Source organism: Streptomyces sp. SCL15-4 (assembly GCF_033366695.1).
GTDB lineage: Bacteria > Actinomycetota > Actinomycetes > Streptomycetales > Streptomycetaceae > Streptomyces.
The window spans coordinates 7,676,959-7,686,109 of sequence record NZ_JAOBTQ010000001.1 but is presented as its reverse complement, the minus strand read 5'-3'; the positions used below and the strand labels follow the sequence as shown (position 1 = coordinate 7,686,109).

Sequence of the window (9,151 nt, the reverse complement as noted above, 5' to 3'; positions counted from 1 at the left end):
TGCGGGGCCGCTGTACGTCCGGGGGTCAGCCCGGGTAGTCGTCGCCCAGCACCTCGCGCCGGGCGTCGGTCGCGCGCCGGTTCAGGGCACCGGTCATCCGGAACAGCGCCACGGTCAAGCCGACGAAGACGACGACCATCAGCACCTGGGTGACCACCGAGACGACCGCGATGTTCTTCGTTGCGTTGGCGATGATCAACATGATGACGTTGCCGGCCAGCCACGCGAACCAGAGCCGGACCTTCTCCACGCGTACCGCGCGCTGGACTTCGCTGTAGCTGGGCATCGGTCCCCCGGGGTGACGGCAGTGTTCCGCCGCATCATCCGCTGCCGTGCGGGCTACGTGAAGCATCTGTCATTGATCTGTGACCCTCGTTCGAGCGAACCGGTAGCCCGGCCTCTCCCGTCCCGGCACACTGCTGCTCATGGCGATCAGGTACGGAGTCATCGGCGATACCCGCGAAGAATGCATGCAGGCCCTCACCGAACTGTGCGAACGGCTCAACGCCCAGCCGGCGCTACTACCGTCCGACACGTTCGGCAACGGCTGGCTCGCCCGCGCCCGCGCCATCCCGCCAGCCGACCACACGGCCGAGCCCGGACAGCAGTAGACCCCCGCCGACGGGGGACGGCGGGGGTCTCGCAACTCAGTCTGGCAGCCGGTCAGTTCTCGCGGGGCTTCTTCGGTGTACCCGGTACGGGCTTGGGCGGGGTGGGGAAGTGCCCGCCCCGTGACGCCTGGTACGTCGTCTCGTGCCGGGCCCGCTGCTGGGGGGTCAGCCGGGCGCGCAGTTCCTCTTGGGGGATCGATCGGCGGAAGGCCATGATGGCAGTCCTGTCTCTTCGTGGGATGGGACCGGGGCGGCCGGGTAGCTGCCAGGCGGACGGCCGCCCCGGGGCTTCATGCGCGGACGGTGCCGCGTCGGCGGTGGGTGTCGGCGAGGTCGTAGACGATCAGCCCGCCATCGGTGCGCACTACACGCACCCCCTCTCCGGGCCCCTCCCCACAGACGTCGTCGTCGTTGTCGTCGGCGGTCTGACCTGCACCGACGACACCCGAAGAAGGGTCTTCCAGGGGAGGGGAGGGGACCTCGTCCCCGCGCAGCCCGGCCGCCGACGACCGGCCCTTCATCCGGACGTCCTTCACCGGCCACCCCATCCCGGCCGCCGCGGAGCGCACCGCGTCGGTGGTCGTGCCGAGGTGCTCGGCGAGGGGGACGAGCTGGGCGTGCGGGGTGCCGATGTCCCGGACCGCGGCGATGAGCGCGCCGGGCGAGACGGGCGGCGGCCCTGCGGGAGCCCGCTCGACGGCCGGCGTCGGCTGCGCGGTGTCGGCCTGCTCGCCCTCGGCTGAGGTCGCCTCGGCGGGCGCCGGTGCTGGGGTCGGCTGCCAGTCGTCGCGGCCGGCGCGGTAGGCCGCGCTGATCCAGGCGAGGGCGGCTGCGACGAGCAGGTGCCACCAGGCGCCGGACTGGATCCGGTCGTACGCCCACCTGCCGACGGCCACACCGATCGCCCGGGCGATCAGCGCCGCGGCGGCCAGCAGCGCCACGCGGATCCACCGGTCGAGGCCGGTCGACTCCCATACCCACGCCCGGGTCCGCACGTACCTGTTGTGCAGTCCCCGGATGAGGCGCCCGCCCCGGTCGGCGGCCAGCCGCGTGCTGCCGACCGCGACCCGGTCGACCGCGGTCCGGAGCCACTGCGCGGTGGTCGGGGCGCTCACACCAGGGTCCCGGTGGCGATCTGGCCGAGGACGAAGTGGCCCAGCTGGTTGGTGCTGCTGACGACCTGCTGGGCAACGATCGCTGCGGTGCCGGTGGAGATGCACAGCACGCACCCGGTGAGCACGCCCTTCTTCCACTTCCCCTTCACGGCCTTGGCGATCGACTTCCGCAGCCACCACAGCGCCATAGTCAGCGCGGTGATCACGACGGCGCCGTACCCGTCCAGGCCCGGTGCCGAGGCACTGGCGAGGGTGCTGCCGTCCTTGCCAGTGAGCCAGCCCATGGCCATGCCGCCGGCGCCGTTGGTGCCCCAGCGCAGGAACCCGGCGGCGGTGCCGAGGACGCCCGCGGGGCAGGCGACCATGAGGATGCCGCAGATGATGCCGAACCAGAACGGGATCAGGGCTTTGGGGTCGCGGCTGCCGCCACCCCCGGCCGCGCCGGCGGCTGCTCCCCCACCGACCTTGTACCAGCGGTAGTGCTCGACGCCGAGCAGGGCCAGGCCGACTGCGAACCCCGCGGTGGTGACGGTGCCGGACGTGAACCGGCTGACCTCGGCTGCGAGGACGGTGCTCATGGACGAACTCCAGTCAGGATGATCACGAGGGAGTACAGGGGCAAGGCGAGGGCGGTGGCCTCGGCGGTGGCGTACAGCGCGAGCCGGGCGACGGTGGCACGGACCCGCGGTCCCCACAGGTCCGGGTCCGAGTGCCGGGCCTGGATGCGGGCTGCGTTGTCCCACCAGGCAACGATGGCCAGTGGGATGACCGCGATCACCCAGGTCCCAGTGAGGGATGCCTGCTCGCGGACGTCGGCGAGGACCCAAGCCCACGGCCCGGACAGCGGGAACGCGGTGAGGGCCATCACCGCGTGGTAGCCCCAGCGGATCCGGCGCCACCACGGCGGAGGCGGGGGTGGCTCCGTCGGTCCGGTGTCGATGGTGACGGTGACGTGTACGTCGACCGGGACCGGCTGGGGCGGTACGGCCGGGCGGGGCAGGTGCCGCCACCAGTCCGGACCGGGGACCGGGGCTGCCGGTGCGGGCGGGAACGGCGGTGGGGGCGGCGGAGGAGTCGGGGGCGCGCCCGGAGCGGGCAGCGACTCCCCCGCCGGGATCACCCGGGTCGGAGTGATCGGGTGACGACTGCTCACAGCGACCACCCCGCGCAAGCGAGCGCAACGGCGGAGATGGTGGCCAGAGCGGTGGCGGCCCAGATCCGGCCAGCGCCGAACGCGTCCAGCGCGGCGAGGCCGGCGGCGATACCTACCGCGAACCCGAGAGGCGGGAACACGACCAGGGTCGCGAGCAGCAGGAACGGCAGGGCTGCTGTGATTCCGATGCCGGCCAGGAGGGCGATGGCCCAGCCTCGGCGGCGCATCAGCCAGGTGGTGATGGCGCCGGGCAGTAGGGCTGCGGCGAGCAGGGCGAGCAGCATGGTGGGTGGTCCTTCGGGGCGGGAAGGTGGGCGGGCCGGCCCGACGGGCAGCAGCGCGCTGGCGGGGATGATGCGGGTGGGGGTCACGAGTCGGGGCTCCACGGTGGGCTCCTGGTGGCCGATAGGGCGGGCGCCGAGGCGGCGGAGGTAGTGGCGGGCGCGCAACTCGTCGGCGCCCTGGCTGGTCATGCGACGGCCCTCGCGGGTTGGATGGGGTAGGTCGGGGTCTGCTCGCCGGGTCTGCACGGGGTGCTCGCCGGTCACTCGCCGGTCCTGGTGACTGCTTCCGGCAGTCGCAGCGAGGGCCAGACCCGGTGGTGCTGGCCCTCACTGGTGGTGCCGGACGCTGCTACTCGCCTGCGGGGGTGGTCTCCTCGTGCGTCAGGAGGGCGCCCCACACCCGGCGGACGCGTTCCTCGCTTCCGACCCACCCGGCGTCACGGAACTCCCGCAGCGCCTGCCGGTATGAGCGGGGCGGGTCGTCGGCGTAGCGCAGGTGTCGCAGGACGACGTCGAGTTGCTCGTCCGAGAGCTGCTCGCCCGGGACGGGGGTCGGGACACCCGAGACGGCAGCGAGGTCGGCGAGCGTGACGGGGTGTACCGCGGGTGTCTCGGCCGTGTCGGGAGTGGGGCCGGTTGGGGCGCTGACCTGCGTGTCGGTACCCGGGACGGGCTGCGTCTCGGCCGTGTCGGGAGCGGGCTTTGGGGTCGGTTCCTCGGCGGGCTCCGGGGCGGTGCCGGGACGGTCCGGGACGGCGGGCAGGGCGGGTGTCCCGGGGGCCGAGACGGCCAGGGTCAGGGGCCGTCCCGCGAACGCTGCGGCGAGTTCGCCGTGCGACTCGTCGGACTTCCGCAGTCGCTGCTCCGCCTTGGCGCGGACCTTGCTGATCCGCTTCTCCGCCGCCGTGAGGGTCTCGGCGCGGGCGATTTGCCGTGCCATCTCCCCGAGGTGGCCGGCGGTTTCGGTGACCACGTCCGTGATGGCAGCGGAGCGGATGTGCCGGGCGTCGGCGGCAGCGAGGGCGCGGGCGGTGCGGTCCGCGGCGGACTGCTCGGCGATCTGGTCGGCGGTGGCGTGGTCGGCGAGGCAGTGGGTGGCGAACAGACGCAGGGCCATGAACGCGGCGGCGGCCACGGGGACGAACGCGAACACCTTGGCGTGGCCGAGGACGAGCAGCGTGCCGGTGGAGACGCCGAGCGCGGCGAGGGACAGGCCGAGCATCACGGCCATGCCGATGCGGGAGCGCTGCCGGATCGCGACCTCGCTCATGCGGAGCGAGCCGATCCACAGGGCGTCGTAGACGAGGGCGATGGACCATCCGGCGATCTGGCCGAGAGTGCCGTGGAGGCCGAGCATGGGGCCGAGCTGGCCGCCAACGGTGACGGCCACGAGGGCGAGCGCGGCCAGGGTGAGCAGCTTTTCCACGACGGCGAACACGTCGAGCCTGGCGAGGTAGCCGCGGAGGCGTTTCATCGGGGTCCTTCCGGAGGGGTGCCGGCCCCCGCGGACGGAGGGGTTGGGGTGCGGGGGCCGGCAGTCTGATGGGTCAGTGGAGGTGGCGGGCGAGGACGGCGGCGCCGAGGATCAGTGGCCAGGCCATGCCGAGGATGCAGATGGCGCGCATCAGGCGGTCCCCCGTCCGCCGCAGGTGGCACAGCGCCGCCAGACGGTGACCTGCCCGCCGCCCTGCTTCGGCGTGGTTTCGGGGTAGCCGCCTTGGCCGCCGCAGCCCTGGCAGGTGGGGGCGGTCATCGGGTGGCCTCGGGGCGGGGCAGGGCGCGGCAGCGCTCGGCGTGGGCCTGGGCCTCGGTGTGCGCGTTGGCCTCGAACTTGGAGCTGTTCCCGTAGGGGCAGCCGGTGCACTTGGTGTCGTAACGCCCGCGCCCGCTGTCGGTGATGTCGACGGTGGCGCCAACGAGGTTGGCGTACCGGTGGGTGACGCCGTCGGGCCACGGGACCTGCCACGGGGTGGAGACGGGCTGCTGAGTCACCGGGTCACCGCCGGGGTGCGGCGCAGGCCAAGGGTGAGGCGGTCGCGGCGCGCCATGGATTCGGCGTTCTCGGTGGCGGTGACCTCGCTGGCGGCGTTGATCTCCCGGCAGCGGGTGCAGTGGCTGAAGTGGCAGGCGCGGGCGGCGGCCACGTACAGGTTGCCGGGGCTGGGCTGTGCCGGTTGGGGCTGGGTACGATCGGGCACGGTCTCTCCTGGTCTGATCAGGGGAAGGCTGGCCCCGGCGGAGGTGCGAACTCCGGCCGGGGCCGTTCTGTTAAGCGACTCCCGGTCGCTTGCCCATGACTGTAGGGGTCCCCTACGCTCTTGGCAAGCGGCCCCACGAATGAAGGGCCAGGGATGGACGACGAGGAGGTGCGCCGCGTGTCAGACGCCCTCGATGCGGTCGAGCAGATCGCGGACCGGGAAGAGCGGGTCAGAGCCCAGAGCAAGATCATGGCTGAGCAGGTCCGCCGCAACAAGGTCTGGGCGCAGGAGCGCAGCGAGCTGATCCGCGAGCTGTGGGACGACGGCGACGGACTCTCGTATCGGCAGATTGCCGACCGCCTCGGGATCAAGCTGAGCACGGTGCAGGACGTGTTCCGCGGCTACAAGGGGTCGGGGACCGTGCGGCCGAAGAAAGAGGCGTCGGATGGATGAGCTGGTGCAGGCAGCGCCACGCTGCCAGTTCTACGAGCGTGTCAAGGTCGAGGGCGGCTACCGCTACGACCGGATCAACATCAACGGGCCGAGCGGATTCGAGCGTTTCGTCACCCCGTACCCGCCCGCGACTGGGGACCTGATCAGCCTGTGGGACGCCTATGAGAAGCGCGGGGGTACGTTCCGGGTGATTGAGCGGATGTGGCTTCACTCCGGTTACGGCTCGACGGACTGGCCGCCCGGCAGCCTGGTATCGAAGAAGGGGCCGCTGCTGGACATCATCGTTGAGGCGGCGGAGGGCCCGTTCGTGGACGAAATGCCGCGCGCCGACGACGAGGAGTAGGCCCGATCAGACGAGAGCCCCCGAGACCTGGTCTCGGGGGCTCTCTTGTGTCCTCCGCCCCGAGCCTTCCCAGGCTGAGAGCAACCGCTGCCGGTGCGCGAGCAGCGTGTCCGCCCGGCAGCACTCCCAGGATCACACCGCTGTCAAGGAACCCTCGTTCGGGCGTGCTCACCGTGCCGTTGTCAGTGGCGTGCGGCAGGCTGTCCACCATGCCTGTGGTGATCGTGTACCCGCCCGACGAGCAGGGCGGCCGGCGTGTCCGTGTCGATGGGGAGATCTCGGGCCGCGCGCTCGGCCTGAAGGACGTGGTCGAGTTCCTGCGCCGGGCCGGCCTGGACACGATCGAGGACACCGACGTTGCGGCGGCCGACTGGATCGAGTGGCGGGGCGGCGGGCCAGACGCGTGGGAGCACTGACCGGCAGGCTCAGCCGCTGTACCAGGGGCAGGCCTCGCAGTTGCTGTTCGTACAGATGACCTTCTCGTCGTCCGGGTGAGCTGGGTTGGCTCCGCGGCGGAGTCCGTAGCAGCCGCACTCGGGGCATGGTCCTTTCGGACCGGGCTTGGTCGCCATCAGCCACTCGCCGAACGGCCGGGGCATAGGCCACCGTTCGCGTTCGGGCTGTTCGCGCTTGGCGCGCCACTCCTGGAGGTCGGTGATGATCTGGTCGTCGGTGAGCTGGTCGGTTTCAGGGTCGCGGCGGACGATGGCGATGTGTCGGGTGCCGTCTTCGTCTTCGCGGATGACGGTCCGGTAGTCGTCGTTTTCGGCCATGACTGGTTTCCCTCCCCTTGAGGTGAGGGTTCAGGGTGCGCCCGCCCTCGGCGAGGGTCAAGGGTTGCATACATCTACCGTTCTGGCCGGCGCGGGCGTAGCGTCTGAGGTCCCGCGAAGGGGGGCGCCCTTGCGGCGTCGGGCCCGCCGGCTGCTGGTCGGCGGGTCGCGCCGTGTGCGGACCGCACGACCGCCCCACCTCAACCGTGGAGGCGGGGCGGAAGGCGGTGCGCCGGGTAGCTGGGCCGGTGCGCGGCAGCCGATCGGATGACACCCCGTGGGTGCCGTACTGCCACGCTCAGGATGCCACGGCCGTCAAGCCGGGCGCTCACCACATGCGGCAGGCCCGCCACAGCAGTTCGGCGGCCCCTGGGTGGCCGCGTTCCACAAGCCAGCAGCCGACGGCGTCGACGCGGCGGGTGATCCAGTAGTTCACGGCTGAGCCTTCCAGTTGGGTCCGCGGAGTGCGGGCGGGACGCTGCTCGTCGGCTGCGCGGTCCACAGCCGCATGTACGCGGACAGGTCGACGGCGCTCGGTTCCGGGCGCGGTGGTGTAGGCGGCGGTACCGGCTTGTCGAGGCTGGCGAGGATCTCGTTGGTGAGGCCGTGCGCGTAGGCGAGGTCGAGGAGTTCGGGGCACTCGTTGAGGTTGTCGGTTTCGGGGAGTTCCATGTCACCGTAGGTGCCGCAGCCCTTGCAGGCCGGCTCGTAGTGGACGTCGGGGTCGAGCTGGTGGCGGGCGAGGATGCGCCGGTCGGCTTCGCAGCGACGGAGCGCCGCGGCCGGGTCGTGGTGAACGATGTGCTCGGCCATGAACAGGCCTTCGTAAGAGCGGTTCCACCGTCGCCCGATCTTCCGCTTCAGGTCCGGGTGCGGGTCGTCGGCCACGAGGATGCGGCCGTCCGTCGTCTCGTCGCCGAAGATCCACGATGGCGCTGCCGGATGGCAGCCGCACAGCTCAGCAGCCCTGCGCGCGAGGCGCTCGGTCTCTTCGATCTGCTGGGTGATCCAGCCGTGCAGGTCAGGCATCGGGGTTCTCCTTCGGCCAGGCGGCGGCCAGGCGGGCGCGCTCATCGGGCGTGATCTGGCTGGGGGCGATGAGTACGCCGCCACCGTTGCTGATCGGCATGGTCCAGGTGTCGTCCTCCTGTCGCTCCCAGTTGTCGGCTGCTCGGGTCGCTGCCGTCGGCGCGGACTGCTCCGTCACGGGGAAGTCGGTCCGGTAGTCGTCGTGCTGGTCGAAGCCGCCGCGCCGCTCCCAGGTTGACGGCTGCTCCTGTGCGGCGGCTTGACGGGCGGTGTCGCGGGCGCCGGCGATCAGTTCCTCGATCCGGTCAAGGGGGACGTCAACGCCGTCGGGCGTCGCGGCGAAGTGGAGTACGGGCTGGCCGTTGAGGTTGCGGCCAGCGGTGATGACGAGGAGGTCGCCGTCGGTGTCGCGGTAGTGGAAGGTCACTGCTGCCCCCTGGTTGCGGAGGTCGTCCAGCGGGTGACGGGCGGCCGGCATCCGACCTGGGTGACGTAGTCGATGACGTCCTCGATCTGGTCGGCCTCGGGGTCCCGGGCGGCGAGCGTGAGCTGGACCATGCGGTCTCGAAGGGCTTGGTCGGTGTGCTCGGTGATTTCGCCGGTGGTGTAGAGGCGGTGGATGGGGCTGCCGAAGCGGCCGAAGTGGACGCGGAGGATGTTACGGATCTGCTGCTCGTTCACGTGCTGCTCCTGGTGGTGGGCCCGCCCGGGTGTGCCGGGCGGGCTGCGGGCTACGGCTTGGCGTTGAGTTCGCGGGCGAGCGTGAGGGCCCAGGGGTTGATTTCGCCGGCGTCGTCGCCGTCGGCCATGTCGTCCAGCAGGTCGGCCAGCAGGAGGCCGACGGTGGGGTCCATGGCGGCGGCGTAGTCGGCGTGCTGGGTGTGCATGTACGAGGGCCGTTGGAATGAGCCGCCGCGGACTAGGGACGGCCATCCGACCTGTTCGCCGCGTCCGTTGGTGGTGTAGCTGCCGCAGAGGAGGCTGCGGCCGTGGCCTTGGTCCTTGCTGTTCCAGTGGGTGGTGGGGGTTCCGTCGGTGTCGGTGCTGGTGGCGGCGGCGAGGGTTCGGAGTTTGGCGGCTGCGGTGCGGATCTCGTCGGCGGGTGTCACGGGGTCTCCTGATCGGCTGTGCGCCTGCCTGCGGCGCGTTGACGGGTTCGGACGAAGCGGAGGGCCGGGGCGGGCTGTTCGGG

18 protein-coding genes are annotated in these 9,151 nt (G+C 71.7%); 4 read left to right on the top strand and 14 right to left on the bottom strand.

Annotated elements, in window-relative coordinates:
* Nucleotides 1-25 precede the first annotated feature (25 nt).
* A complete protein-coding gene (locus SCK26_RS34900) occupies nt 26-286 on the bottom strand; it encodes a hypothetical protein (RefSeq protein ID WP_318205372.1) in 261 nt (86 codons plus the stop codon).
* Nucleotides 287-425: 139 nt separating this feature from the next.
* Here SCK26_RS34900 and SCK26_RS34895 point away from each other — a divergent pair, with 139 nt between their 5' ends.
* Complete coding sequence (locus SCK26_RS34895; protein ID WP_318205371.1) at nt 426-611, top strand: hypothetical protein; 186 nt, start codon at nt 426-428, stop codon at nt 609-611.
* Nucleotides 612-663: 52 nt separating this feature from the next.
* Here SCK26_RS34895 and SCK26_RS34890 read toward each other — a convergent pair whose 3' ends face one another.
* From SCK26_RS34890 to SCK26_RS34855, 8 genes are all read right to left on the bottom strand, one after another.
* Nucleotides 664-825 (bottom strand): hypothetical protein, encoded by a 162-nt coding sequence (locus tag SCK26_RS34890; RefSeq protein ID WP_318205370.1) that lies wholly within the window; start codon nt 823-825, stop codon nt 664-666.
* Between the two features lie 76 nt (nt 826-901).
* Nucleotides 902-1,726 carry a hypothetical protein gene (locus tag SCK26_RS34885; protein WP_318205369.1) on the bottom strand — a complete coding sequence of 275 codons (825 nt, stop codon included), beginning with the start codon at nt 1,724-1,726 and terminating at the stop codon, nt 902-904.
* Nucleotides 1,723-2,304, bottom strand: coding sequence for a hypothetical protein (locus tag SCK26_RS34880; protein ID WP_318205368.1), 582 nt, complete (start codon nt 2,302-2,304; stop codon nt 1,723-1,725). Before SCK26_RS34880 ends, SCK26_RS34885 begins: the two co-directional genes overlap by 4 nt.
* Nucleotides 2,301-2,879, bottom strand: coding sequence for a hypothetical protein (locus tag SCK26_RS34875; protein ID WP_318205367.1), 579 nt, complete (start codon nt 2,877-2,879; stop codon nt 2,301-2,303). The genes SCK26_RS34880 and SCK26_RS34875 overlap by 4 nt, the downstream gene beginning before the upstream one ends.
* Nucleotides 2,876-3,352, bottom strand: a complete 477-nt coding sequence (locus tag SCK26_RS34870) for a hypothetical protein (RefSeq protein WP_318205366.1) — start codon at nt 3,350-3,352, stop codon at nt 2,876-2,878. Before SCK26_RS34870 ends, SCK26_RS34875 begins: the two co-directional genes overlap by 4 nt.
* Before the next feature lie 160 nt (nt 3,353-3,512).
* A complete protein-coding gene (locus tag SCK26_RS34865) occupies nt 3,513-4,637 on the bottom strand; it encodes a hypothetical protein (RefSeq protein WP_318205365.1) in 1,125 nt (374 codons plus the stop codon).
* 275 nt (nt 4,638-4,912) lie between these two features.
* Complete coding sequence (locus SCK26_RS34860; RefSeq protein ID WP_318205364.1) at nt 4,913-5,155, bottom strand: hypothetical protein; 243 nt, start codon at nt 5,153-5,155, stop codon at nt 4,913-4,915.
* Entirely contained in the window at nt 5,152-5,361 is a 210-nt protein-coding gene (locus tag SCK26_RS34855) for a hypothetical protein (protein WP_318205363.1), read from the bottom strand. The genes SCK26_RS34860 and SCK26_RS34855 overlap by 4 nt, the downstream gene beginning before the upstream one ends.
* 153 nt (nt 5,362-5,514) lie before the next feature.
* On the opposite strand from SCK26_RS34855, the gene SCK26_RS34850 reads away from it, so the two are divergent.
* The 3 genes from SCK26_RS34850 to SCK26_RS34840 all read left to right on the top strand — a co-directional run bounded on the left by SCK26_RS34850 (nt 5,515) and on the right by SCK26_RS34840 (nt 6,573).
* The gene (locus SCK26_RS34850) at nt 5,515-5,814 is read left to right on the top strand and encodes a helix-turn-helix domain-containing protein (RefSeq protein ID WP_318205362.1); all 300 of its coding nucleotides are present in this window, start codon (nt 5,515-5,517) and stop codon (nt 5,812-5,814) included.
* Nucleotides 5,807-6,157 carry a hypothetical protein gene (locus SCK26_RS34845; protein ID WP_318205361.1) on the top strand — a complete coding sequence of 117 codons (351 nt, stop codon included), beginning with the start codon at nt 5,807-5,809 and terminating at the stop codon, nt 6,155-6,157. The genes SCK26_RS34850 and SCK26_RS34845 overlap by 8 nt, the downstream gene beginning before the upstream one ends.
* Before the next feature lie 209 nt (nt 6,158-6,366).
* Nucleotides 6,367-6,573: a hypothetical protein gene (locus SCK26_RS34840; RefSeq protein WP_412080808.1), complete on the top strand. Its 207-nt coding sequence runs from the start codon at nt 6,367-6,369 to the stop codon at nt 6,571-6,573.
* Between the two features lie 9 nt (nt 6,574-6,582).
* Here SCK26_RS34840 and SCK26_RS34835 read toward each other — a convergent pair whose 3' ends face one another.
* The 5 genes from SCK26_RS34835 to SCK26_RS34815 all read right to left on the bottom strand — a co-directional run bounded on the left by SCK26_RS34835 (nt 6,583) and on the right by SCK26_RS34815 (nt 9,068).
* Nucleotides 6,583-6,930 carry a hypothetical protein gene (locus SCK26_RS34835; protein WP_318205360.1) on the bottom strand — a complete coding sequence of 116 codons (348 nt, stop codon included), beginning with the start codon at nt 6,928-6,930 and terminating at the stop codon, nt 6,583-6,585.
* Between the two features lie 432 nt (nt 6,931-7,362).
* The gene (locus SCK26_RS34830; RefSeq protein WP_318205359.1) at nt 7,363-7,959 is read right to left on the bottom strand and encodes a DUF6221 family protein; all 597 of its coding nucleotides are present in this window, start codon (nt 7,957-7,959) and stop codon (nt 7,363-7,365) included.
* Nucleotides 7,952-8,437: a hypothetical protein gene (locus SCK26_RS34825; protein ID WP_318205358.1), complete on the bottom strand. Its 486-nt coding sequence runs from the start codon at nt 8,435-8,437 to the stop codon at nt 7,952-7,954. Before SCK26_RS34825 ends, SCK26_RS34830 begins: the two co-directional genes overlap by 8 nt.
* Nucleotides 8,383-8,640 carry a hypothetical protein gene (locus tag SCK26_RS34820; protein ID WP_318205357.1) on the bottom strand — a complete coding sequence of 86 codons (258 nt, stop codon included), beginning with the start codon at nt 8,638-8,640 and terminating at the stop codon, nt 8,383-8,385. The genes SCK26_RS34825 and SCK26_RS34820 overlap by 55 nt, the downstream gene beginning before the upstream one ends.
* A gap of 50 nt (nt 8,641-8,690) precedes the next feature.
* Entirely contained in the window at nt 8,691-9,068 is a 378-nt protein-coding gene (locus tag SCK26_RS34815) for a hypothetical protein (RefSeq protein WP_318205356.1), read from the bottom strand.
* Nucleotides 9,069-9,151 lie beyond the last annotated feature (83 nt).

Excerpts from the sequence above, each read along its gene's own strand:
- SCK26_RS34900 (WP_318205372.1), bottom strand. The coding sequence starts at position 286 with ATGCCCAGCTACAGCGAAGTCCAGCGCGCGGTACGCGTGGAGAAGGTC.
- SCK26_RS34895 (WP_318205371.1), top strand. The coding sequence starts at position 426 with ATGGCGATCAGGTACGGAGTCATCGGCGATACCCGCGAAGAATGCATG.
- SCK26_RS34890 (WP_318205370.1), bottom strand. The coding sequence starts at position 825 with ATGGCCTTCCGCCGATCGATCCCCCAAGAGGAACTGCGCGCCCGGCTG.
- SCK26_RS34880 (WP_318205368.1), bottom strand. The coding sequence starts at position 2,304 with ATGAGCACCGTCCTCGCAGCCGAGGTCAGCCGGTTCACGTCCGGCACC.
- SCK26_RS34870 (WP_318205366.1), bottom strand. The coding sequence starts at position 3,352 with ATGACCAGCCAGGGCGCCGACGAGTTGCGCGCCCGCCACTACCTCCGC.
- SCK26_RS34865 (WP_318205365.1), bottom strand. The coding sequence starts at position 4,637 with ATGAAACGCCTCCGCGGCTACCTCGCCAGGCTCGACGTGTTCGCCGTC.
- SCK26_RS34850 (WP_318205362.1), top strand. The coding sequence starts at position 5,515 with ATGGACGACGAGGAGGTGCGCCGCGTGTCAGACGCCCTCGATGCGGTC.
- SCK26_RS34845 (WP_318205361.1), top strand. The coding sequence starts at position 5,807 with ATGGATGAGCTGGTGCAGGCAGCGCCACGCTGCCAGTTCTACGAGCGT.
- SCK26_RS34840 (WP_412080808.1), top strand. The coding sequence starts at position 6,367 with ATGCCTGTGGTGATCGTGTACCCGCCCGACGAGCAGGGCGGCCGGCGT.
- SCK26_RS34835 (WP_318205360.1), bottom strand. The coding sequence starts at position 6,930 with ATGGCCGAAAACGACGACTACCGGACCGTCATCCGCGAAGACGAAGAC.
- SCK26_RS34830 (WP_318205359.1), bottom strand. The coding sequence starts at position 7,959 with ATGCCTGACCTGCACGGCTGGATCACCCAGCAGATCGAAGAGACCGAG.
- SCK26_RS34825 (WP_318205358.1), bottom strand. The coding sequence starts at position 8,437 with ATGCCGGCCGCCCGTCACCCGCTGGACGACCTCCGCAACCAGGGGGCA.